General features: G+C 73.6%; 17 protein-coding genes and 1 pseudogene. 10 read left to right on the top strand and 8 right to left on the bottom strand.

Annotation, left to right across the window (positions count from 1 at the left end):
* Nucleotides 1-173 precede the first annotated feature (173 nt).
* Together ACFYMP_RS07995 and ACFYMP_RS08000 are read right to left on the bottom strand one after the other, a co-directional pair.
* Nucleotides 174-440 carry a DUF4235 domain-containing protein gene (locus ACFYMP_RS07995; protein WP_388852335.1) on the bottom strand — a complete coding sequence of 89 codons (267 nt, stop codon included), beginning with the start codon at nt 438-440 and terminating at the stop codon, nt 174-176.
* 113 nt (nt 441-553) lie between these two features.
* Nucleotides 554-1624, bottom strand: coding sequence for a YihY/virulence factor BrkB family protein (locus ACFYMP_RS08000; RefSeq protein WP_388852338.1), 1071 nt, complete (start codon nt 1622-1624; stop codon nt 554-556).
* Nucleotides 1625-2114: 490 nt separating this feature from the next.
* Between ACFYMP_RS08000 and ACFYMP_RS08005 the strand changes: the two genes are divergently transcribed.
* The 4 genes from ACFYMP_RS08005 to ACFYMP_RS08020 all read left to right on the top strand — a co-directional run bounded on the left by ACFYMP_RS08005 (nt 2115) and on the right by ACFYMP_RS08020 (nt 7103).
* Nucleotides 2115-3404: a polyprenyl synthetase family protein gene (locus ACFYMP_RS08005; RefSeq protein WP_388852341.1), complete on the top strand. Its 1290-nt coding sequence runs from the start codon at nt 2115-2117 to the stop codon at nt 3402-3404.
* Complete coding sequence (crtI, locus tag ACFYMP_RS08010) at nt 3401-4942, top strand: phytoene desaturase family protein (protein ID WP_388852344.1); 1542 nt, start codon at nt 3401-3403, stop codon at nt 4940-4942. Before ACFYMP_RS08005 ends, crtI begins: the two co-directional genes overlap by 4 nt.
* A 5-nt stretch (nt 4943-4947) precedes the next feature.
* On the top strand, nt 4948-5973 hold the full coding sequence (locus ACFYMP_RS08015) for a phytoene/squalene synthase family protein (protein ID WP_388852346.1): 1026 nt from the start codon (nt 4948-4950) through the stop codon (nt 5971-5973).
* A 119-nt stretch (nt 5974-6092) separates the two neighbouring features.
* A complete protein-coding gene (locus tag ACFYMP_RS08020; RefSeq protein ID WP_388852349.1) occupies nt 6093-7103 on the top strand; it encodes a DUF5914 domain-containing protein in 1011 nt (336 codons plus the stop codon).
* A 48-nt stretch (nt 7104-7151) separates the two neighbouring features.
* On the opposite strand, the gene ACFYMP_RS08025 is transcribed toward ACFYMP_RS08020, so the two are convergent.
* The 3 genes from ACFYMP_RS08025 to ACFYMP_RS08035 all read right to left on the bottom strand — a co-directional run bounded on the left by ACFYMP_RS08025 (nt 7152) and on the right by ACFYMP_RS08035 (nt 10526).
* Nucleotides 7152-8711, bottom strand: coding sequence for an FAD-dependent oxidoreductase (locus tag ACFYMP_RS08025; protein WP_388852352.1), 1560 nt, complete (start codon nt 8709-8711; stop codon nt 7152-7154).
* A gap of 8 nt (nt 8712-8719) precedes the next feature.
* A complete protein-coding gene (locus ACFYMP_RS08030; RefSeq protein ID WP_388853273.1) occupies nt 8720-9916 on the bottom strand; it encodes a lycopene cyclase family protein in 1197 nt (398 codons plus the stop codon).
* 181 nt (nt 9917-10097) lie between these two features.
* Nucleotides 10098-10526 (bottom strand): hypothetical protein, encoded by a 429-nt coding sequence (locus ACFYMP_RS08035; RefSeq protein WP_388852355.1) that lies wholly within the window; start codon nt 10524-10526, stop codon nt 10098-10100.
* Nucleotides 10527-10916: 390 nt separating this feature from the next.
* Between ACFYMP_RS08035 and ACFYMP_RS08040 the strand changes: the two genes are divergently transcribed.
* The 3 genes from ACFYMP_RS08040 (at nt 10917) to ACFYMP_RS08050 (ending at nt 16538) form a co-directional block, all read left to right on the top strand.
* Nucleotides 10917-11858 carry an SAM-dependent methyltransferase gene (locus tag ACFYMP_RS08040; RefSeq protein WP_388852358.1) on the top strand — a complete coding sequence of 314 codons (942 nt, stop codon included), beginning with the start codon at nt 10917-10919 and terminating at the stop codon, nt 11856-11858.
* Nucleotides 11859-11889: 31 nt separating this feature from the next.
* The gene (locus ACFYMP_RS08045; protein ID WP_388852361.1) at nt 11890-13353 is read left to right on the top strand and encodes an aldehyde dehydrogenase family protein; all 1464 of its coding nucleotides are present in this window, start codon (nt 11890-11892) and stop codon (nt 13351-13353) included.
* An 890-nt stretch (nt 13354-14243) separates the two neighbouring features.
* Nucleotides 14244-16538: a BTAD domain-containing putative transcriptional regulator gene (locus tag ACFYMP_RS08050; protein ID WP_388852364.1), complete on the top strand. Its 2295-nt coding sequence runs from the start codon at nt 14244-14246 to the stop codon at nt 16536-16538.
* 372 nt (nt 16539-16910) lie between these two features.
* On the opposite strand, the gene ACFYMP_RS08055 is transcribed toward ACFYMP_RS08050, so the two are convergent.
* Nucleotides 16911-17591, bottom strand: coding sequence for a TetR/AcrR family transcriptional regulator (locus ACFYMP_RS08055; RefSeq protein WP_388852367.1), 681 nt, complete (start codon nt 17589-17591; stop codon nt 16911-16913).
* Between the two features lie 73 nt (nt 17592-17664).
* On the opposite strand from ACFYMP_RS08055, the gene ACFYMP_RS08060 reads away from it, so the two are divergent.
* The 3 genes and pseudogenes from ACFYMP_RS08060 to ACFYMP_RS08070 all read left to right on the top strand — a co-directional run.
* The gene (locus ACFYMP_RS08060; protein ID WP_388852370.1) at nt 17665-19128 is read left to right on the top strand and encodes an MDR family MFS transporter; all 1464 of its coding nucleotides are present in this window, start codon (nt 17665-17667) and stop codon (nt 19126-19128) included.
* A 73-nt stretch (nt 19129-19201) separates the two neighbouring features.
* Entirely contained in the window at nt 19202-19906 is a 705-nt protein-coding gene (locus ACFYMP_RS08065) for a hypothetical protein (protein WP_388852373.1), read from the top strand.
* Nucleotides 19907-20023: 117 nt separating this feature from the next.
* Nucleotides 20024-20125: pseudogene (locus ACFYMP_RS08070) on the top strand (IS5/IS1182 family transposase); the annotation flags it as partial.
* Between the two features lie 101 nt (nt 20126-20226).
* Here the strand turns inward: ACFYMP_RS08070 and ACFYMP_RS08075 are convergent.
* Complete coding sequence (locus ACFYMP_RS08075) at nt 20227-20721, bottom strand: cupin domain-containing protein (RefSeq protein WP_388852376.1); 495 nt, start codon at nt 20719-20721, stop codon at nt 20227-20229.
* Nucleotides 20722-21575: 854 nt separating this feature from the next.
* Nucleotides 21576-22154 carry a sigma-70 family RNA polymerase sigma factor gene (locus ACFYMP_RS08080; RefSeq protein WP_388852379.1) on the bottom strand — a complete coding sequence of 193 codons (579 nt, stop codon included), beginning with the start codon at nt 22152-22154 and terminating at the stop codon, nt 21576-21578.
* Nucleotides 22155-22315 lie beyond the last annotated feature (161 nt).

Raw genomic sequence — 22315 nt, forward strand, 5'->3', positions numbered from 1 at the left:
GGGGGGGGGGGGGGGGGGGGGTTGTTTGGGGGGGGGGGGGGGGGGGGCCGGGGGGGGGGGGGGGTGGGGGGGGGGGGGGGGGGGGGGGGGGGGGGCCCCCCCCCCCCCCCCCCCGGCTGCGGACGGGCCGGGACGAGGGCGGGCGGGGCCGGCACGTCCCGGCCCGATCCGGCTCAGCCCGGCCAGGTCCCGGTCAGACGCTTGAAGGCCGAGGCCCCGGCGCGGTCGGCCGCGGCCTTGACCGCGGCGAAGACCGCGCCCTGGATCGTGGCGGCGAGCACGATCTCCCGCCAGGTGCGGTCCTCGTCCGTGGCGCCCGGCGGAGTCTCCTCCTGTCCGACGCGCTTCCAGATCTGTTTGACGACGAGGCCGGCGAGCATGCCGCCGGCCGCTCCGAGGGCGATTCCGAAGGGCTTGTAGGCGAGCTTGGAGGCGTTCATCAGGTCGTCCTCTCACGGGGTGCGGGACCGGGCCCACGGACTGCGGGTACAGGGCGGTGGCGGTCGGAGCGGCTTCGGGGCCAACGCCTGCCACCGGGTCGGGGAGCGACGGTTCAGTGGGCACGAGGGTCGTCGGGGCCGGTGTCCCCCAGGGAACGCCTCTCCTCGTCGGACCACTTGCTGGTGTCGCGCGGCTCGGTGTACGGCTCTTTCCGGTGGGGGTGGCCGGCGGCGATCGCCCGTTCGCGTTCGGTCTCGGCGTCGAACTCCAGCCCCAGCAGAACGGCGAGGTTGGTGATCCACAACCAGACGAGGAAGACGATGACGCCGGCCAGCGTCCCGTAGGTCTTGTTGTACGAGCTGAAGTTGGCGACGTAGACCGCGAACCCGGCGGAGGCGGCCAGCCAGATGAGCAGCGCGAGCAGGCTGCCGAGGGTCACGAACCTGAAGCCGCGCCCCTTGGCGTTCGGCGCCGCCCAGTACAGAAGCCCCAGCATGGCGGCCACGAGCAGCACCAGTACCGGCCACTTGACGATCGACCACACGGTCACGGCCGTACCGCCGATCCCCAGACTCGTACCGGCCTGCCGGGCGAGACCGCCGGTGAACACGACGATCAGGCCGCTGACGCACGCCAGGACCAGCAGGGCGAGGGTCAGGCCGACACGTACCGGGAGCACCTTCCACACGGGCCTGCCCTCGGGCAGGTCCCAGACGGTGTTGGACGTGCGGATGAAGGCGGCGACGTAGCCCGAGGCGGACCACAGGGCGCCCAGCACGCCGACCACGGCGAGCACGGAGCCGAGCCCGGCGCTGCCCTGCAACTGGGTGACCGCGTTGGTGAGCACGTCGCGGGCCGAGCCGGGCGCGAGCTTCTTGATGTTGTCGAGCACGGACTGGGTGGCCGACTTCCCGGCGATGCCCAGCAGCGAGATCAGCACCAGCAGGGCGGGGAACAGCGCCAGGATGCTGTAGTACGTCAGTGCGGCGGCCCGGTCCGTCAGCTGGTCTCGCTGGAACTCCTTGAGGGTGCGTCTGAGCACCGCGTTCCAGGAACTCCGGCCCATCCGCCGCGGGGCCCCGGGGCCCGCACGCTCCTCGCCGGGGCCGGACGCCGAGGACTCGTGCCGTTGCTTCTTCCCGTCCGGGGAGGCACCGGACTGACCGTACTGATGATCCGACATAGTGCCCAGACAACCGCGAACCGCCTCCTTCTGCCACGGGGACCGGTGGCGCGGCGGCTCGCCCCGGTGACCACGGGCCCGGCCCCGGGCGGCCTCGCGGGGCGGTGATCCCGGGGCGAGGGTGGCGCGTGGGCCGCCGAGGTGGCGGCCGTGGACGGACGATCCGCGGGCGTACGTCCTACTCCGTTCGGGGCGTCCGCGCTGTGTGCCGGAGTGGTCGAGGCCCTGCGCGCCGGTGCCGCCGGCCACGGGTCGCCCTCCCCGCCCAGGCGCGCGGCACCTCGGTGCCACTCCCCCATCTGCGCCCGCTCTCGTAGCTCGTTGGAGTGCCCGTGCGACGGGAGGGGGCCGGTGACGGGCAGGTCCCTGAGGGCGGGCGCCGAGGCGGCCGCGCGACCCGGCCGGGCGATCCGGCGGGACCGAACGAGAGGACGGCGTGTGACCCCCTGGACCAGGAACCGTCCGTGAGCCGTGCGGAGAGGAACAGCCCGTGAGCCCGCGCAACGACGAGTGCGCTCCGCCCGCGCACCGGCCGGCCCCCGCGTGCGCACCGGCCACGGCGGTGGCCGGTGCGCACGCGGGGGTGGACGCGGACGTGCCGGGAGCCGTCAACGCCGTGCTCGCGGACCTGCTCGCCGAGCGGCTGCGGGCCGCCTCGGCGCTGCACCCGGTCTTCGGACGGGAGGTGGCCGCCCGCGTCGTCCACTTCACCGCCACCGGAGGGCGTCGCCTCCGCTCCTCGTTCCTGTGGTGGGCCCTGCGGGTCGAGGGGGCGCCCGGTGCGCGGCGGACGCGTCTCGCCCTGCGCACCGCCGCCGCGCTGGAACTGCTCCAGACCGGGGCCCTCGTGCACGACGACGTGATGGACGGTTCGCCGATGCGCCGCGGCAGGCCCGCGGTCCACACCTCCTTCACGGCGCAGTACGGGGCGGGCCGCGGCGCGTGGGCGGCCGAGCCCTTCGGCCGGGCCGCCGCGGTCCTGGTCGGCGATCTCGCGCTCGTGTGGGCCGAGGACACCGTGCACGCGACCGAGTACCCCGCCGCCGCCGGGTCCCGGGTGCGCTCGCTGTGGCGCGCGCTGCGCACCGAGATGGTGGCGGGGCAGTACCTCGATCTGCAGGGGCAGATCACCGCTTCCCGCTCCGCGCTGCACGCGGTGCGCACGGCGCGGCTCAAGAGCGCGCTGTACTCCGTCGCGCGGCCCATGGAGCTGGGCGCCGCGCTGGCGGGGGCGGACGCCGAGAGGACGCGGCGGCTGGCCGAGGCCGGCCGCGCCGCGGGCCTGGCCTTCCAGCTCCGGGACGACCTGCTGGGTGTCTTCGGTACCCCGGAACACACCGGGAAGCCGGTGGGCGAGGACGTCCGTTCGGGCAAACCGACGCTGCTGGCCGCCCTCGCCCACGCGCGGGCCCTCGCGAGCGGTGACGGCCCGGCCCTCGCCGTGCTGGAGCGCTGCCTCGGTGATCCCGGGCTCTCCCCCGAGGGGCTCGACCGGGTGCGGTCGGTGCTGGAGGAGACGGGGGCACGCCGGCTGGTGGAGGAGCGCATCGCCGCCCTCGTGGCGCGCGCCACCGGCCGGCTCGACGGCCTCGACGCCGATCCGACGGCTCGCGCCCGGCTGTGCGAACTCGTGCACCGGGCGGGCGGTGCGGCGCCCGCCCCGGTGCCCGCCGTGTCCCCGCGGGCGTCCGCCGTGTCCCCGCCGGAGCCCGCCGTGTCCCCGCCGCGGCCCGTCCGCTCCCCGGCGGTCGCGCCCGACGAGAGAGGCCGCCCCTCATGAGTACCCGGACCCTGCCCGGCCCCAGTGACCATGTCGTCGTGGTGGGGGCGGGCCTCGCGGGCCTGTCGGCCGCCCTGCACCTGCTCGGTGCCGGGCGGCGGGTGACCGTCGTGGAGCGCGATCCGCTGCCCGGCGGGCGGGCGGGCCGGCTGGAGCGCGGCGGCTTCCTGATGGACACGGGCCCGACCGTGCTGACCATGCCGGATCTCGTGGAGGAGGGCTTCGCGGCGGTCGGCGCGCGCATGGCCGACCACCTCGATCTCGTGGAACTGCATCCCGCCTACCGCGCCCGCTTCGCGGACGGATCGGCGCTGGACGTGCACACCCGGCCCGGTCCGATGGAGGAGGAGGTCCGTCGCTTCGCCGGCCCCCGGGAGGCGGCGGGTTACCGGCGGCTGCGGACCTGGCTGGAGAAGCTGTACGCGGTGCAGATGCGCCGGTTCATCGACGCCAACTTCGACTCGCCCCTGCAACTGATGCACCCCGACCTGGCCCGGCTCGCCGCGCTGGGCGGTTTCGGCCGGCTCGACGCGCGCATCGGGCGTTTCCTGTCGGACGAGCGGCTGCGGCGGGTCTTCACCTTCCAGTCGCTGTACGCGGGGGTCGCCCCGGCGCGGGCGCTGGCCGCGTACGCCGTGATCGCCTACATGGACACCGTGGCGGGCGTCTGGTTCCCGCGCGGAGGTATGCACGCCCTGCCCCGGGCCATGGCGGGGGCGGCCGCGCTCGCGGGCGCCGAGTTCCACCACGGGCACACCGTCGAGGCGCTGGAGCGGCGGGGCGAGCGGATCGTCGCGGTGCGCACCGACCGGGCCCGTTTTCCGTGCGACGCGGTCGTCCTCACCCCCGATCTGCCGGTCAGCTACGGGCTGCTGGGGGCTCGGCCGCGCCGGCCGGTGCGGCTGCGGCACGCGCCGTCCGCCGTGGTCCTGCACGCGGGAACCGACCGGACCTGGGAGGGTCTGGGCCACCACACGATCTCCTTCGGGCAGGCGTGGCACGACACCTTCGACGAACTCACGCGCACCGGACGCCTGATGAGCGATCCCTCGTTGCTGGTGACGCGTCCCACGGCGACCGACCCGGACCTCGCCCCTCCGGGCAGGCACCTGCACTACGTCCTCGCGCCCTGTCCCAACACGGAGACGGGGCCGGGGGTGCGGGAGTGGCGCGAGCTCGGCCCGCGCTACCGCGACAGTCTGCTGCGCGAACTGGAGCGGCGCGGTCTCGACGGTCTCGGCGCGGCCGTCGAGACGGAGTGCCTGGTGACCCCGGCGGACTGGGCGGCGCAGGGGCACGCGGCGGGCAGCCCCTTCTCGGCGGCGCACACCTTCGCGCAGACGGGGCCGTTCCGTCCGCGCAATCTGGTGCGCGGCACCGTCAACGCGGTGCTCGCCGGCTGCGGTACGACGCCCGGGGTGGGCGTGCCGACCGTGCTGATCTCCGGGAAGCTCGCGGCGACCCGTGTCACCGGCCCGCCCGCGCCCCGTGTCACGACAACCCGGCGCCGTGCTCCCGGCGCCCCGGCGAGAGGCTGACCGCGGTGACCGACCGGGAACTGGACGCGGCGGGGATCAGTGATCCCGGCCTGCGCGACGCCTACCGGATGTGCCGGGCGCTGAACGCGCGGCACGGCCGGACCTACTTCCTCGCGACGCGGCTGCTGCCGGCCGCGCGGCGGCCCGCCGTGCACACGCTGTACGGGTTCGCGCGCTGGGCCGACGACATCGTGGACGACCTGGACAGCCAAGCGACGACCGAGGAACGGCAGCGCGCCCTCGACGAGCTGGCCGGACGGCTGGAGACGGGGCTGCGCTCGGGACGCTGCGGCGAGCCGGTCGTGCGGGCCCTCGCCGACACCGCCGCCCGGTACGCGATCGACCACCAGTACTTCCGTGACTTCATGACGTCGATGCGCGCGGACCTGACGGTCACGGACTACGCGACGCTGGACGAACTGCGCGGTTACATGCACGGTTCGGCGGCCGTCATCGGGCTTCAGATGCTGCCGGTGCTCGGCACCGTGGTGCCGCGCGCCGAGGCGGCCCCGCACGCGGCCGCCCTGGGCGTTGCCTTCCAGCTCACCAACTTCCTGCGGGACGTGGGTGAGGACCTGGACCGGGGGCGGGTCTACCTGCCGGTGGACCTGCTCGCCGCGCACGGCGTGGACCGGGAGCTGCTGCGGTGGAGCCGGGACACCGGCGGCCGGGACCCGCGGATCGTGCGGGCGCTGCGGGCCGCCGCCGAGCTGACGCGCTCCGAGTACCGGCGCGCGGCCCCCGGCCTCGCGATGCTCGACCCGGTCGCCCGCCCCTGCATCCGCACCGCGTACGTCCTGTACGGGGGCATCCTGGACGCCGTCGCGGACGACGGGTACGCGGTCGTGCACCGGCGTTCCGTCGTGCCGCGCAGACGCCGGGCCGTCGTGGCCGCCGACGGGCTGGTGCGGGTCGCCGCCGCCCGCTGGCGCGTGGCCCGCTCCCCGCGACGGCCGCGGGCCGCGACCGCGCCGCCGGTACCGCGACGGGTCCGCGCGGACGGCCCGGAGCGAGCGGAGGTGCCGGTGTGAGCGGACGGGCGGCGGGTGCGGGTGCGGACGGGCGAGAGGCGCCGGGAGACACCGCTGCGCGGGGGCTCGGGGCACGTATCCCGTTGCGCCTGCGGCGCGACCCGGTGGCGTGGGAGCGGATGCGGCCCACGTGGCGGGAGGCCAGGCCCGGTGTGATCGCGGGGGCGCTGGCCCGCGCGCGAGAGCGGCCGTCCGGCAACTGGTACGTCCTGGGCGCCTCGCGCGAGGTGGCCGAGGGGCGGCGGCAGCCACTGGGGCGGACGATCGGGGGTGTGGAGGTCGTCGCCTGGCGCGATGCGAGCGGGCGGCTCGTGGCGGGCCCGGGGGCGTGCCCGCACCTGGGCGCCCCCCTCGCGCGGAGCCCGGTGCGCTGCGGCACCCTCGTGTGCCGCTGGCACGGACTGGCCCTGGACGGGAACCCGTTCGCGGGCTGGCAGCCGTTTCCGGCGTACGACGACGGGGTGCTGGCGTGGGTGCGGCTGGACGCCGTGGGCGGTGAGGTGCCGCTGGAGCGGCCGGTCGTGCCGGTGCGCCCGGACCGCGACTCGGCGGTGGACGCCGTGTGCACGACGGTCGGCCGCTGTGAGCCGGAGGACGTCGTGGCCAACCGGCTCGACCCGTGGCACGGCGCGTGGTTCCACCCGTACTCCTTCGTGGACCTCCACGTGGTGCGGGACCCGGGGGCCGGGGGCGGCAGCGCCACGGAGGACGGGTTCGTGGTGGCGGTCTCCTTCAAGGTGGCCGGCCGGGTCGTCGTCCCGGTGGAGGCCGTGTTCACCGCGCCGGAACCGCGCACGGTGGTCATGCACATCACGAAGGGCGACGGGGTCGGCTCGGTCGTGGAGACGCATGCGACGCCGCTGGCGCCGGACGACTCGGGGCGCCCGCGTACCGCGGTGATCGAGGCGGTCGTCGCGGCCTCGGGGCGGCCGGGCTTCGCGCTGGCCCGTGCGGCGGCGCCGGTGCTGCGGCCCCTGATGCGGGCGGCGGCGGGCCGCTTGTGGCGCGACGACCTGGCGTACGCGGAGCGGCGCTGGGAGTTGCGCACCGCCGCCCCGCACCCGCCGCGCGCGCCGCGACGTCCCCAGGTTTCCGAGGACTCCGGGGCGACGGAAGCCGGTACGGCCTGAGGGGGCGCCGCCCCGGGGAGTCGGCGGGGCGGCGACGGGAGGGCGCGGTCAGGCCCCGCCGAGGCGGGCCAGGGCACGGAGGGGGCCCCAGCGCCCCCGGTTCGGCACGGTCCACAGGGTCTGGCCCCGGATGCCCCAGCGCTCCAGCAGCGCGTTGGAGGCGAGGAAGCCGGTGGTGGCGGCGCGTTCCATGAGCGCCACCGGCAGGCCGGTGCGGACGAGGTCGCCGGCCAGGACGAGAGCCGGGTCGGGGGTGCGGACGGTGGGCCGTGCGCTGTGGCCGCCGACCGGGAAGTGCGGGCAGTCGGCGCGCCACTCGTGCCGCTGGTCGACGATCAGGGCGTCGCGGGTCTCGGGGTAGACCTGCCACAGCCGTTCGATGAGCTGGTTCTGTTCCGCCTTCTGGTCGCGCGGGCCGTCGAGCGCGTAGGCGTGCAGTTCGACGACGGAACCACCGCCCGCCGCCGCCCAGCGCGCGGCCTCGCCCTCCCAGCGGTCCAGGACGCTCACGTTGTCGAGCGAGCCGTAGCCGCTGGTGCCGAGGAAGCCGGGGCGGTCGGGGGCGACGGGGCGGTCCAGCCAGAGCCGGCTCACGAGGAAGGGCGGGGCCGCGGGAAGCGCGTCGATCCGTTCGCGCCAGGGGCCGTCCCCGAGCCGGGGTGAGTCGGCGACGAGCCGGCGCAGTCCGGGTGTGTCGAGTGCCAGGACCACCGCGTCACTGAGGTAGGACTCGCCCTCCGCCAGGACGTAGAGGCCGCCGCCGGTGGCCGGTTCGACGCCTTCGACGGCGGTCGCGGTGCGCAGGCTCACACCGAGGGAGCGGAGGTAGCCGGCGAGCGGTTCCCACAGCGCCCGCGGGTACGGCTCGTCGGGTACGTCGAACAGCAGGCCCTCGGAGGAGCCCAGGAAGTAGATGTGGAACATGAGGACGAGTTCGGCGGCGGACAGTTCGCGCGGGTCCGCGAAGAAGCTGCGGGAGAACACCTCGAAGGCGAGGTGCTGGGCGGCCTCGGGGAAGTGGATGCGGTTCAGGAAGTCGGCGGCGCTCACGTCGTCGAGCCGCGCGTAGACCTCGGGGACGCGCACGTCGAGCAGCGGCAGGGCGGCCCGCGCGTCCATCGCCGCGAGGTCGCGCACACCGAAGCTGGGGCTGAGGGCCACGAAGCCGAGGGCGCTGAGCGGGGGTGTGCGCGGGACGTGCCGGAAGCTGTCGTGGAGGCCGCGGGCGTGCCGCAGCGGGTAGTCGGGCAGTCCGCGCAGGGTGCGCAGTCCGGGGTCGGCGCGCCGCAGCAGCCCCCGGAGGTTGTAGTACTGCCGGAAGAAGGCGTGGAAGCCCCGGCTCATGGTGGCTTCCGTTCCGTCCGAGAGCCGGACGGGCCAGCCCGCGAGCCTCCCGCCGAGCACCGGTTCGCGCTCCAGGAGGGTGACGCGGACGCCGCGTTCGGCGAGTCCGGTGGCGGCCGCGAGTCCGGCGATGCCGCCGCCTACGACGGTGACGTGCGGGGCCTCGTCGGTGAAGCGGTCCCGGCCGGGTGGCGCGGGCAGGATCTCGGCCCGCCGGTCCCGGCCGCGTCGTGGGGCCCGGGGTGCGCCTCTGTGCCTGGTCATGGTGCTCCTCATCGGGGAAGAGGGGTGCGCACGGGGCGCACGAAGGGCAGTTCGAGCGCGGTGCGCAGCATCGGCGCCCTCGGCACGCGCAGACCGACGCCGAGGTCCTCCCATACCGTCGTACGGCCGTCGAGGAAACGCAGGACCCGTTCGGCGGGCACCCCGGCGAACAGGTCGCAGAAGAAATCCGCGCCCCTGACGCGCCCTTGGTCCAGGGCGCGCAGCAGGACCGCGTCCATGGCGCGGGCCCGGGGCGCGTGCGGGGCGGGCGGAGCGGGGACGGCGCCCCGGTGGTAGCGGTCGGCGACGGCTCTGGTCTGGCGCTGGACGGCGGCGAAGGTGTAGCCCGTGGAGGGCCGCGTCGCACCCCCGGCGGCGCCGATCCGGAAGACGGACGGGCCCGCCGCGCGGGCGAAGCGGGCGGCGGTCATCGGGAGGAGGCCCTGCTCGGCGGCGGTGACCTCGAACGCGCCGAGCCGCAGGACGTCCTGGGTGTAGTGCCGCAACGCCGCCTCGTAGGCGGCCACCCCCAGGGGCGCGCGGGAGAACTCGGTGTACTCGACGAGGGCTTCGCGGTCGTTGAGCGGGAGGACGTAGCCGAAGGACAGGCCGTGCGGAGGCTGGGGGGTGCGGAAGTCCATCAGGTCGGCGGCCGTGGCGTCGAAGGCGGGTTCCGCGGTGCGCACGAACCAGCCGCGGAAGTGCTGGAAGAGGGTGGCGCGCGAGGCGGGCAGGGCGGGCAGCGGCCGCGAGTCGAACACCCAGCGGGCTCGCAGCGACCAGGGCCGGCCCGACGCGTCGAGCCCGTGCACCCGCGCGCCGTGCGGGCCGCCCCGGATGTCCTCGACGGTGGCGTCATGACGGCGGAAGCCGGGCGCTCCCGCCAGCGCCGGATCGACGTGCTCCTCGAAGGCGCCGGAGCGCAGCATCTTGTAGCGCAGTCCCGCCGGGGAGCGGGTGAGGGTGCGGCCGTCGTGGGCCCTGACCCGCAGGTGGTCCCACGCGGCGGCCAGGGCGCCGTCGAACTCGCCGCCCGGTGGCTCCCAGAAACACCAGGTGCGCTCGGACGGGCGCAGCGGGCCCGGGGGCGCGTCGACCAGGACGACCTCGGCCGGGCGGCGGGGCCCCGGGCGGGGGCGGCACAGCCGGTGGGCGAGCGAGAGCCCGGCCGCTCCCGCTCCGACGATGACGACATCCGCGTCCAGCACGACGCCCCTCTCCTGACCGGCCCCTGACCCGGAACCCAGCATTCCGTACGGGGCGCCGTGCGAGGGCCGTACAGAAGGTGTGTCGCCGGTCGGGCGGAGAGGGGCCGGGCCGCGGGGGCGGGCCGGGGGCCGTCGCGGGGGGTGCTTTCCGCCTCTTCCGCTGCGCGCAGCCAGGGGGTCACGCGGCCTTGAGGGGGCCGCTGAAGGACTTCCGGAGCGAGGAGGGCCCCACGAGCGGAAGCAGGAAGGCGAGCATCCGGCGCCTGAAGGAGGCGGGCTCCCTGGTCAGTTCGACGTCGACGCGGGTGCCCCGCCCCTCGGGGACCACGCGGAACTCCCAGCCGCCGCCGGGGCCGAAGACCTTGGAGTCCAGGGTCTCGACGCTGACCCGGCCCGCCGCCTCGTCCCACCGGTAGCGGGCGCGCTCCCAGGCGGAGCCGGTCCCTTCGGTCACCTCGGCCCAGGTGTCGCCGAGTTCGTGGACGGTGAAGTGTTCCGCGTCGATCGTGGGCCAGTCCTCGGCGCGCGCGGGGCTGAAGTCGGTCAGGACCGCCATGGCCTCGGAAGGACTGAGCGGGAAGTCGAGGTGGAAGCGGACAACGGCCATGGGGTTTCCCTCACTTGATGCGTAACCATTCTGACTGGTGACGACCTTGCCATGCCACAAGTCACCCGTCAAGCCGGTTACGAGGGGATCGGGTGCGGGAGGCGGTCCCGCGCGGCAGCGTCGGCCACGGGGTCCGCGAGCAGGATCGGCGGCCCCGCACCCGGGAAACGTCCAACTCGTGGACGCACGTGTACGCGTAACATGTGTGCGGCGCGCCCCCGGGATTGAGCGTCGGCGGCGGCCGGCTCGCGGCCCGGCGGTGAACGTGCCGCACCCCGGCGTGCGACACCTGCCCCGGGCCCCGGTCCGCTCTCGCCGTCTGCCGGCAGGGTTGAACTTCTCAGCCGCCGACGACGTTTCAGTGCATGGACCCCCCGATGAGGAGAGAGCATGGCCGACAACGCCCGAGCGGACGCCCACCCGGTCGCCGGGGTGGGGGTGACCGCCCTTCTCGTCGCCGCCGCCCGAGCCATCGAGGCGTCCCGGCCCGACGCACTGGCCCGGGACGCGTACGCGGAGCACTTCGTCCGCGCCGCCCCCGCGTGCGCCGACTGGCCGCTGACGGCCGATCAGGTGCCGGACGGCGACGCCGACCCGCTGTGGGGGCGGCTGGGCCGCTTCTTCGGGCTGCGCACCCGGGTCTTCGACGACTTCCTGCTGCGGCGGGCCACCGAGGGCGGCCGGCAGGTGGTCCTGCTCGGCGCGGGACTGGACACGCGCGCCCACCGGCTGCCCTGGCCCCCGGGCACCACGGTCTTCGAGATCGACCGGCAGGACGTGCTCGCCTTCAAGCGTTCCGTCCTGGACGCACTGGACGCCGTACCACGTGCGGAGCGCGTGGCCGTCGCGGCGGATCTGCGGCAGGACTGGGCGGCGGCGCTTGTCGCGGCCGGTTTCGATCCGGCGCGGCCCACGGCCTGGCTCGCCGAGGGGCTGGTGCCCTATCTGCCGCCCGGCGCGGAGCGCGAGCTCCTCGCGACCGTCCACGCGCACAGCGCCCCGGGAAGTGCCCTGGCGTACGAGGTCAAGCAGGGTGTCGATCCGGTCGAGGCCCGCGACTACCCGATCTACGCGGCGGCACGTGAGCGGATCGGCGTCGATCTGCTCGCCCTGTTCAGCACGGAGCGGCGGCCGGACTCGGTCGCGGAGCTGACGGAGCTGGGCTGGTCCACGGCCGTCCGGGGCCCGTTCGACTTCACACGGCTGTACGGCCGTGGCCCGCGGCCGGCCGAGGAGGACGCGGTGGCGGCGAACCGCTGGATCTTCGGCGCCCTGGCACCCGGCCGGCCCTCCGCCCCGGACCCCCTGCTCGACCCGCCCGGACAGCCGTAAGCCGCTGGTCACGACCCGTCAGGAGTTTCCCTTGCCCGATTTTCCGGTGGATGTCGCGGACGAGTTCCGCGAGTGCTTCTACGTCGGGGGCCGGTGGGTACGCGCGGGTGCCGGTCGCCGCGTCACCCTCGTCTCCCCCTCGACCGAGCGGGACGTGCTGACGCTGCCGCTCGCCGACAGCACCGAAGTGGAGCGGGCCGTGGCGGCGGCGAGGGCCGCCTTCGACACCGGCCCCTGGCCCCGCATGCCCGCGTCCGACCGCGCCGCTCATCTCAAGCGTCTCGCCGAGGAGGTGCGCGGCCGGCTGCCGTTGCTCGCGAAGCTGTGGACCGCGCAAGTCGGTGCGCCCATCGGTTTCGCCGAGGGACTCGTCCACGCCGGGGAGAGCCGTTTCGACTACTACGCCGGCCTCGTCGAGGATTACGCGTTCACCGAACGGCGGCCCACCCGGCGCGGACACGCGCGGGTACTGCGGGAGCCGGTGGGGGTGGCGGCGCTCGTCGCACCCTGGAACGCCACGTTCAACATCTTCGCCCACAAGGTCGCGGCGGCGCTGGGAGCGGGCTGCGCCGTGGTGCTCAAGTCGCCGGTCGAGAGCCCTCTCGACGCCTTGGTGATCGCCGAGTGCGCCGAGGCCGCGGGACTGCCGCCCGGCGTCGTCAACGTGATCACCGCCGATGCCCTGGAGTCCGCCCGGCTCGTCGGCTCCCCGGCGGTGGACAAGATCAGTTTCACCGGCAGTGTGCCGACCGGACGCAGGATCGCCGAGGCGGCCGCGCGGCGGATGGTCAGGACCACGCTCGAACTGGGCGGCAAGTCGGCCGCGATCCTCCTCGACGACGTCGACCTGTCCACGGCGGTACCGGCCCTGATGCCGTTCGTCATGCCGTTCTCCGGTCAGATCTGCTTCTCGCAGACCCGTGTCCTCGCGCCGCGCCACCGCCTGGCCGAGGTGGAGGAGGCGCTCCTCGCCGCTGTGCGGTCCCTGACGGTGGGCGACCCCTGGGAGCGGACGACCGACGTGGGACCGGTGCTCAACGAGCGGCAGTACCGCCGCGTCCTGGACTACGTGGAGACGGGGCGCGCGGAAGGGGCGAGGCTTCTCACCGGAGGCGGCCGGAGCGCGGGCTTCGAGCGGGGGCACTACATCGACCCGACCGTCTTCACCGGGGTCACACCGGGCATGACCGTCGCGCGCGAGGAGATCTTCGGGCCGGTGGTCACGATCCAGGCGTACACCGACATCGACGACGCGGTACGTCTGGCCGACAGCACGGACTTCGGCCTGAGCGGGAGCGTCTTCGGGGCGGACGCCGAACGGGCCTTCGAGGTGGCCGCGCGCGTACGCACCGGGCATCTCGCGGTGAACGGCTTCGAGATCTCGCCCAACGTCCCGTTCGGCGGCCGCAAGCTGTCCGGCCACGGCCGCGAGGGCGGTCCCGAGGGACTGGAGGGCTTCCTGGAGACCAAGGCCGTCTTCATGCCGGGGAGCTGAGGCCCGCGTCCCGGCACACGAGGCGCCGCGCCCGGGGCCCGTGGTCCGGCTTTGCGGCACAGAAGGCGACCAGGCGGCGTGCGGGGCGCGTTCAGGTCCTTCCGGGGCGTGTCACGTCCTGCTCGTTCGACGGTGCGCCGTAGCACCGGGGCGCCGCCCGCGCTCCCGGTGCGCCCCGGCCCGACGGCGGATTCGTCGTGTGAGGGCTGACGCGTCGAACGGACGACGCCGCCGCCGGTGCGCGGCGGTCACGGATGTGTGCGGGCTCCAGCGCCGCTGACCACACCGCGTGGTCGCCGCCCTCAGGTCTTCTGCCGCCCTCCGTTCGCGGTGCGGTGGCGCCTTACCCCCGAAGCGACACCGGTCGCCGCGCCGGCCTGCCGGTCGGCGCGGCCGGTGGTCTACGGCCTACGGCCTGCCCATGCCGCGCAGCAGGGTGTCCACGACGGTGCCGGCTCCCTGAGCGGCGCCGGGCCAGGGCCCACTCCCGCGCGGGCGGGTTCACCGGTTGCGGCAGCACGACGTTCGCCCACCCGGCGGGCAGGTGTTCGCCCACCCCGCGGGCAGGTCGTCGCGGACGCCCCTCCCCGGTGGCGCGTTCGAGGAAGACGTCGGCCTCCTGACGTGAGCGGTCACGTCGTCAGCGGACCGCGTCGTCTGCCGGCACGCGCTGGTTCCACGGGCCACTTGCGGTTCACCTCGACGATCCAGGTCGCGTGCCGCGTCGGCTCACACACCACACCGCGGGGATCGCCGCTTACGACGCGCCGGGATTGACGTCCCGCCCGGACGCGTGAGACTCTCCGAATCACCGGTTAGAACGGTGACACATTCCGCGCCGTCCGGCCGGCACCGGGCGGTGCGGAAGGATGACGAGAGGTCAGCGTGTGATGGACGCGCCAGTGCGTTTCTCGATCCTCGGTACGGTGCGCGTCCTGCGCGGCGACACCGAGCTGGAGCCCGGTCCGCCCAAACGGCTCGCCCTGCTCTCCCTGCTTCTGCTCCGCGCGCCCGGTCCCCTCACCCTGGACGAGGCGGTCGACGTCCTGTGGGAGGCCGGTCCGCCGCCCAGCGCCGTCAACGTCGTGCACCGGCACATCGGCGCCCTGCGCAGGATGCTCGAACCGGAGCTGCGGGGCAGGACCGGCGCGCGGCGCCTCGTGCGGTCCACGGGCGGCTACCGGCTCCTGGCCGACGCCTCCACCTCGGATCTGCTGCGCTTCCGCGAGCTGCGGGACCGAGCGCGGGGGTTGGTCGAGGCGGGCGATCCGGCCCGGGGAGCACGGGACTTGGCAGAGGCGCTACGGCTGTGGCGCGCACCGGTGGTCGCCGCCGGGACCCGGGTGGCGGGGCACCCGGCGTTCACCGCGGTCGGGCACGAGTACGTCACGACGGCCAAGGAGGCCGCGGACCTCGTTCTGGGCCCGGCTCCCCTGTGGGCGGAGGAAACGCTCACGGCTCTGCGCGCCGCGGTCGAGACCAACCCTTTTGACGAGGCGCTCCACGCGCGGATCATCGCCGTTCTCGCCGGGACCGGCAGACAGGCGGAGGCGTTGCGGCGGTTCGAGGGCATCCGTCGCGCTCTCGCCGAAGAACTCGGCGTCGAGCCCGGCCCGGAACTGCTCGCAGCGCGGCCGCGCCCGTCACGACGGGGCGAGTCCAGCCCCGGGAGCGGCACGGGGCATGCGGCACGGGCGGACCACACGGAGCGGAGGGGGCCGGTCGAAGGGAAGGAGCCGGCGGAGCACACGGAACGAACGGACCGCGCAGAGCGGAGAGAGCCGGCGGAGCACACGGAGCGAACGCGCCGTACAGAGCGGACGGTTCACGTGGACTTGCGGGACCAGCCCGTGCCGCCACACCCGGAGGACCGGCCCTTCAGGCCCGCGCCGTCGCAACTCCCTTCTGATCCGGCGGCGTTCGCCGGACGCCGCGAGATGGTCGAGCGGTGTTCGCAGTTGCTGGCGCAGGACGTGGACAGCGGCGGTTCGGCGGTCACGGCCGTCATCTGCGGGATGGCGGGCGTGGGCAAGACGACCCTGGCCGTGCACTGGGCCCACCGGGTCGCCGACCACTTTCCCGACGGCCGACTCTACGTGGACCTGCGGGGACATCACTCCTCGCACCCGCCTCGCGACCCCGGCGAGGTGACGCACGAGATCCTGGACGCTCTCGGCGCGGGCGAGCGGGAAACGCGGACGCGAGCAGCCGGGCTCGGCTCCCGTTACCGAGACGCGCTGGCCGGACGCAGGCTGCTGCTCGTTCTCGACAACGCCCGCGACTGCGAGCAGGTGCGCCCGCTGCTGCCGGGCGTCCCGGGCTGCCTCACCGTCGTCACGAGCCGCCGGCGGCTCGACGGGCTGGCCGTCACGGACAACGCCCGCGTCCTCCCACTGCACCCCATGTCGCGCCAGGAGGGCCTGGAACTGCTCGAACGCAGGCTGGGCGCGCGCCGGGTCGGGGCCGAGCCGCCGGCCGCGCGGGAGGTCGTCGACCTGTGCGGACGCCTGCCGTTGGCCCTGGCCGTCGCCGCGACATGGGCACTGACGCACCCGGACTTCCCCCTCGCCTCGCTCGCGGCACGACTGCGCGACAGCCGGGACAGCCTCACCCCGTTCTCCGGCCACGACGCCCCTACCGACGTCCGCACCGTCTTCTCCTGCTCCTACCGGCTGTTGAGCACGGGCGCGGCGGCCCTGTTCCGGCTGCTCAGCGTTCACCCCGCGCACGACATCAGCGCCGCCGCGGCCGCGAGCCTGGCCGGCACCGGGCCCGGAGCGACCCGTGAGCACATCGCCGAACTCGTCGAGCACCACCTCCTGGTCGAGCACTCCCCCGGCCGGTTCTCCGCCCACCCACTGCTGCGCACCTATGCGGGAGAACTGTCGGAGATCCTGGACGAACCGAGGGCGCGGGCCGAGGCGCGCCGCCGCATGTTCGAGCACTATCTCTACACAGCCGACGCCGCGACCGCGCTCATCGCGCCGCGCCACAGCGGTACGACGCTGCCACCGCACCAGGCCGATGTCCGTCCGCTGCGGTTCACCGGCCCGGCGCAGGCGGCCGAGTGGATCCTCGCCGAGCAGCACATCCTGCCCGCGCTCGCCGAGGACATGCCCCGCTCGCCCCACGCGGAGCCGTTCCGGCAACGGCTGACGTCCGCGCTGCGGATGAGCCCCGGATGACGAACCCGCTTCGTGGACCCCTCCGGCACGCCCGTCCACCTCGTCCCTTCGTCGCGGGCACGGCTCGCCACCGGCCCCACGGGGGAAACGAGACGGGAGGGGGACAGGTTCACCCGGCCCGCGCGACGCCGGGGACGGGTAAGCGCACGCACCTCGGTCGTTCGGGGCACACGTGTCAATTTGGGACACACGTGTCAAGAGGTGTACGCGGCACGGCACGACATGTTTCCCGGGACCGAGTCCTCCCGCGCGTCGCGGGCCGGGCCTCCGGGCGCCGGTCACTTCGTCGTCGCCACGGGCCCGCGCCCGTCACGCGGTGCCGGGCAGGACCGGTCGGCGCCCGTCACGGTACCCACCAGCGGTGGAGCCGCTTCAGGAAGTTCTCGGACTCGGTTCACGCAGGGAGCGGGCACCGTAGGCGCGGACGAAGGCACGTGCGCCGTCGATCATCGTGGCGCGGAGTCGTTCTTGGTCCACGGCGAGCGGGTTCGGCTGCTCGTTGAAAGCCAGGAGCACCGTGAGGGCGAAGAAATGGTCCGTCGCACGTCGCGGGTCCTCGGTGTCGAGGAGTCCGAGTGCGGTGAAGTACTCGATCCGTTCGGCGACGGCGTTCTCGACCGTCGCGGTCTCCACGTCGTCGTCCGTGGTGGGGTCCTGCCAGCGTCGCTGCGCGACCAGGGCCCAGACGGCGGCGTATTCGACGGAACCGACAAGTCCGATACCGAAGTCGACGGCCGTCGACGTCAGCGCCTTCTCCAGCTGCGCCGGGGTGGCGATGCCCGCGTCATCGCCGAGACGCGCGCCGATCACCTCACGGGCGAAGGCCTCCAGCGACTCAGTCGCATCGGCGAGGATCGCGCGGAACAACCGCTGTTTGTCACCGAAGTAGCTGTAGACGGTGGCCTTGGAGACCTGGGCCCTCGAGGCGACCGCGTCCATGCTCACACGGTCCACGCCATGGCTGACGAACAGGTCTCGCGCCGCCTCGATGACGGCCCGGCGCTTCGCGGCGGATCCCTCGCTCAGAAGGTGAACCGGCTTGGGCTCGTTCATCCCCCCACCATACACGCGCCAGACTGAACCGTTCAGTCTTGTCGAATTGAACTAGACGGTTTAGTTTGATTCCATGACGACACCACCACAGACGCCTATGGACGCACTCGTGCCGCGACGGCGGCTGAACCTCATCAGCGCGGTCCTGGTCCTCGGGGTCTTCACGACTCTGCTGGACACCACGATCGTGAACATCGCCGTCGACCACCTGCACACCACCTTCGACGCCTCGGTCGCCCGGACCCAGTGGGTGGCCACCGCCTATCTGTTGCTCTATGTGGCGGTGATCCCTGTCAGCGGATGGGCCTCGGAGCGATTCGGGGCCCGTACCGTCTGGGCCTTCTCGGTCGCGGTCTTCCTCGTCGGCTCGGCTTTGTGCGGCCTCGCGTCCTCGCTGCCGACGCTGATCGCCTTCCGTGCGCTCCAGGGCATCGGAGGGGGCATGGTGATCCCGCTCTCCTTCTCGATCCTCACCCGCGCCGCCGGCCCCGAGCGGATCGGCAAGGCCATGGTCGCGATCGCGCTCCCGGCTCAGCTCGCGCCGGTGCTGGGTTCGGTGCTCGGCGGACTCGTCCTCCAGTACTGGTCCTGGCGCTGGATGTTTCTCATCAACGTCCCGGTCTGCGTCGCGGCCCTCGCCCTTGTCCGGTTCCTTCCCACGGTGCCCGGCCGGCCCGGCAACCGGCTGGACGTGCCCGGCTTCGCTTTGCTGACCCCCGGCGTCATCGCGTTGGCTTACGGCGTCTCCGGGGCCACCGGCAGCAACGGCTTCGCCGCCGTGTCCGCTTGGCTGCCCCTGCTGATCGGTGCCGTGCTCGTCGCCGCGTTCGTCCGGCATTCGCTGGCCTCGCGAGGCAAACCGCTCATCGACGTGCGCCTGTTCGCGCGACGCGGCTTCGGTCTCAGCAGCGTCATCACCTTCATGGCCGGGTTCTCCACCTACGCCCTGACCCTGCTGCTGCCCCTGTTCTACCAGCAGCTACGCGGCGAGAGCGTGCTTGCCACCGGCCTCCTGCTGATCCCCCAGGGCGCCGGCACGATGATCTTCTTCCTCCTCGCCCGCCCCGTCGCCGCACAGTTCGACGGACGCTTCGTCGTCGCCGGCGGCGTCGCGCTGACCATGATCGGCGTCCTGCCCTTCACCTTCGCGGACATCCACGGCGGCGGGGCCCTGATGCTGGGCGGCCAGCTCCTGCAAGGCATCGGGTTCGGCGCCGCCATGTTCCCGGTCATGACCCTCGCCTTCGGCAGCCTCAGCCACGACGAGGCTCCAAGTGGCAGCGCGGCCTTCAGCGTCGTACAGCGCGTGGGAGCGCCCTTCGGCGTCGCCGTCATCGCCGTCATCCTGCAGAACCACCTGAACACCGCCCACACCCCCGACCAAGCGCTTTCCGGGTTCGTCAACACCTTCTGGTGGGCGTTCGGCCTGAGCGTCATCCCGCTCGCCCTCGCCTTCCTCATCCCCCAGAGGAGCGAAGAGGTAGGCGAGGAGGACACCGCGGTCGACGCGGACAAGCCCGCCCCTGTCACCGAATGACACCAGTACTCATCCGCGCGTCCCGGCCCAGTCCGGCAGCGGACCCCCTCAGCCGCCGCTAGGAGAACCCCTCATGCCCAAAGCCCCCGCACTGGTCGGCAAGCTCGCCGAGACCCTCATGGGCCGTCGAGCGCGCCTGCTCACCACCGAACGGATCGGACCCGACTTCCTCCAACTCGACTTCCACGCCGACCCACCTCCCGGAGGATGGCGCCCCGGCCACGAAGTACAGGTCCGCGCCACGCGCAACGAAGGACGCCGTTACACCGTCCGCGAAGTCGGCGGCCCCGAGCGCATCACCATCCTCGCCACCCTCCACGGAGACGCCCCCGGTACACGATGGCTCCAGAGCCTTCACCCGGGTGCGCAGACCACGCTTCTCGCTGGACGCCACGTGCCCCTGAAGCCGGCCGGCACTCGTCACCTGTTCATCGGAGACGGCTCCGCACTCGGCACCTTCGACGCCTACGCCGCCACCACCACGCATCCGCCGACCGTGGTAGTCGAGGCCCCACCGGCGTCGGTCGCCCAGCTACGCGGTCGATGGCCCCACTACTTCTTCTTGGCCGCGCTCGCGGGTGAGCCCGGGGCGACGACCCGCACCTGGCTCGAAGAGACGCTCCGTCGCGCAGAACTGGCCGGTATCGATGGTGCGCTCCTCCTCGGACACGCCCAGTCCATCCAACACCAACGACAAGCGCTCCTCGGCGCGGACGTCCTCGACAAACACGCGATCACCACCAGGCCCTATTGGGCAACGGGAAAGACCGGGCTTTAGTCGTCGTCCCCGTTGGCTCGGCGGGCTGTCGGCCCGTGGCGGGGAATGTCGAGCGGCTGCTGCCGGACGAGCTACGGAAGCCGTTGGCGCGAACGGCGCCGGAGGCCCCTTCGCGGACGCGAGCCGGTCAAGCTCCACGGCGACAAGGGCTGTGCCCACCCCCGTCTGCGCGGTTGGCCACGGCGGCGCGGCATCACCCACCGCATCGCCCGCGAGGGTGACCGCACCGACCGCACGCCCTGCTCCTGCTGTTGCGTCCGTTCCTGGCCGGTGGGGACACGATCGCGGCGTGCCCGGGACAGCCGCCGCGTTCAGTCGACCTAGTACGTGGTCACCAGCGGCTCGTTCTCGTCGATCACGTAGCTGGAGAGCATCATCGTCGTCTCCCGGCCGACGTTGAGCGCGTTGTGGATCGCGGCGGTCGGGATGAAGAAGGGATCACCGGTGTGCAACCGAAGAGAGGGGCCCTCGTCGAACTCCATCAGGACCTCGCCGCGGACGATGTACCCGATCTCGACTCCGGGGTGGCTGTGCCGTCCCGACTGCTTGTGCCGGGGGATCTGCACAAGCGTCTGTACGGTCAGCCAGCCCTTCGCGGGAGAGGGATGTCTTTGCAGTTCGGTGCGGATGACCCCGGCGGTGGGGTCGCCGGGGTCCACCGGGCCCGTCGGGTCTTCCGCCGTCACCGGCGGGCGTTCCGTCCCGGTCCGGACAGGGCGGAGTTCCGTTGCCCCGGCGAAGGCGGGGCTCTGAGCGCCGCCGCCGAGGAGGGCCGCGGCGAGGCCGCTGGAGCGGAGGAGGGTACGGCGGTTCATCTCGTCCTCTTTCCGTCAAAAGGGTTGTGCGGGGTGGTATTTGGCTGGTGGCCGCGTGTGCGGTGGCGGCGTGCCGCCGGACAGGGCACCGGCCGCGCCCGGTGCCACCCGGTCCGTCGTACAGAGGAGACATGGTCTCCGGGGCGCCCGTAGGCCACACACCCGTAGGCCACACATGTGAGGAACAGTGCTCGCTTCCGGTGGCACGTAACCATGTCACGACCGGAACACACGAGAGCGGCTTTCGATCACACCCACATGGCCCTGCCGTCCTCCCGTCACATCCGCTCACACCTGAACGACCAGAGAAGCCCGTAGCGTCACGAAAGGAGCTGGACGGGCTTCCGGACCCGGTGGCCTCGACGACGAGGACGCCGGCGGCGGGCGCCGTCACCTGGCGAAGCTGTCGCGTTCCGCGCCCTGCCCGCCGAGCTGAACGGCGTCGGCGGAAGCCGAGGGGTGGCGCCGGGGGGCCGGGCTGACCAGTCCTCAGTCGTCCGCCTCCCTCGCTCCGCACGCGACTCCTCGATCCACTCGGGGTGGCTCCCGCTGCCCGGAGGAACCTCTCCCGGCCTCCCCGGGGACACGGCGCCCGCGGTGAGCGCCCAAAGCCTCGCCCGCCGCCCGGCCGGGGCCCTTGTCGCCGTCCTTCTTGTGTGGCCCTCCTGGGGTGTGTTCGTCACGTGTCCGTCGTGTGTTCACCCTGAGATCGGCCGTCCCCGGCCGACCGGAGGGTGATCGGCTCCGCGATCGGGGGCGCCGCGTGCCCGCACACCTGTACTGACGCTTTCTTCCGGCCTCGTACGACAACTGACTGGCGGTCTTCTCCACGACCCGGGGGATCTCAGTGTGGGTCACAGCGCCACGACGTAGGCGGGGCCGCTCGTGGTGGTGGTCTCCGCCGTGTCACACCCCGTCGAGCCCCCGGCGACCGTCGCGCGCAGTTTGCGCAGGGCGTGGTGGTGCCGGGACTTCACGGTGCCGGCCGGCACCCCGAGCCGACTGGCCGTCTCCTTGATCGTCCGGTCGCACAGGTAGATGTGGACCAGTACGGCGCGGTGTTCGGGTGAGAGCGGACGCAGCAGCGGGGCGGCCACGAGCGCGTCCTCGACGGTGTCGAACCCGTTGGCGCGGGCCGGTGGTTCACTGTAGGAGCCGCCCACCACCTCTCTGCGTGCCTGCGGTTTGCGCACCCAGTCGATGACGAGGTGCCGGGTCACGGTGAAGAGCCACCCCCGTACCGAGCCGTCCGTGCCGACCAGGCGGTCGAGGTTGTGCCAGGCCCGGATGAACGCCTCCTGTACGACGTCCTCGGCGAGTTGGTGGTCGCCCAGCATCTTCTCGGCGTAGGCGACGAGGCCCTCGCGATGTGCGTCGACCATCACACCCAGGAGGTCCGGGCGGCGGCGTACGGGTGTGGAAGACGTGGTCATGGTCCTCAGCGCCATCCTGTTTCTCCGTCAGCGTTCGGGCGGAGGCCCGAAGCGCCTCCGCGACCGGAACCCTAGACAGCGGGGTATGACGGAAGACTGCCGCGTTTGTGACGCACGTCTGTCCGCGGTGTCCTCCCCCGGGAAGGGAGCGCGCCGCCCGC

Origin of the sequence: Streptomyces sp. NPDC007088, assembly GCF_042869355.1 — a bacterium.
Taxonomy (GTDB): Bacteria; Actinomycetota; Actinomycetes; order Streptomycetales; family Streptomycetaceae; genus Streptomyces.

Bases quoted from the DNA above. Each gene is read 5' to 3' on its own strand.
- ACFYMP_RS07995 (WP_388852335.1), bottom strand. From the start codon at position 440: ATGAACGCCTCCAAGCTCGCCTACAAGCCCTTCGGAATCGCCCTCGGA.
- ACFYMP_RS08000 (WP_388852338.1), bottom strand. From the start codon at position 1,624: ATGTCGGATCATCAGTACGGTCAGTCCGGTGCCTCCCCGGACGGGAAG.
- crtI (WP_388852344.1), top strand. From the start codon at position 3,401: ATGAGTACCCGGACCCTGCCCGGCCCCAGTGACCATGTCGTCGTGGTG.
- ACFYMP_RS08020 (WP_388852349.1), top strand. From the start codon at position 6,093: ATGCGGCCCACGTGGCGGGAGGCCAGGCCCGGTGTGATCGCGGGGGCG.
- ACFYMP_RS08025 (WP_388852352.1), bottom strand. From the start codon at position 8,711: ATGACCAGGCACAGAGGCGCACCCCGGGCCCCACGACGCGGCCGGGAC.
- ACFYMP_RS08035 (WP_388852355.1), bottom strand. From the start codon at position 10,526: ATGGCCGTTGTCCGCTTCCACCTCGACTTCCCGCTCAGTCCTTCCGAG.
- ACFYMP_RS08040 (WP_388852358.1), top strand. From the start codon at position 10,917: ATGGCCGACAACGCCCGAGCGGACGCCCACCCGGTCGCCGGGGTGGGG.
- ACFYMP_RS08050 (WP_388852364.1), top strand. From the start codon at position 14,244: ATGGACGCGCCAGTGCGTTTCTCGATCCTCGGTACGGTGCGCGTCCTG.
- ACFYMP_RS08055 (WP_388852367.1), bottom strand. From the start codon at position 17,591: ATGAACGAGCCCAAGCCGGTTCACCTTCTGAGCGAGGGATCCGCCGCG.
- ACFYMP_RS08060 (WP_388852370.1), top strand. From the start codon at position 17,665: ATGACGACACCACCACAGACGCCTATGGACGCACTCGTGCCGCGACGG.
- ACFYMP_RS08065 (WP_388852373.1), top strand. From the start codon at position 19,202: ATGCCCAAAGCCCCCGCACTGGTCGGCAAGCTCGCCGAGACCCTCATG.
- ACFYMP_RS08075 (WP_388852376.1), bottom strand. From the start codon at position 20,721: ATGAACCGCCGTACCCTCCTCCGCTCCAGCGGCCTCGCCGCGGCCCTC.
- ACFYMP_RS08080 (WP_388852379.1), bottom strand. From the start codon at position 22,154: ATGACCACGTCTTCCACACCCGTACGCCGCCGCCCGGACCTCCTGGGT.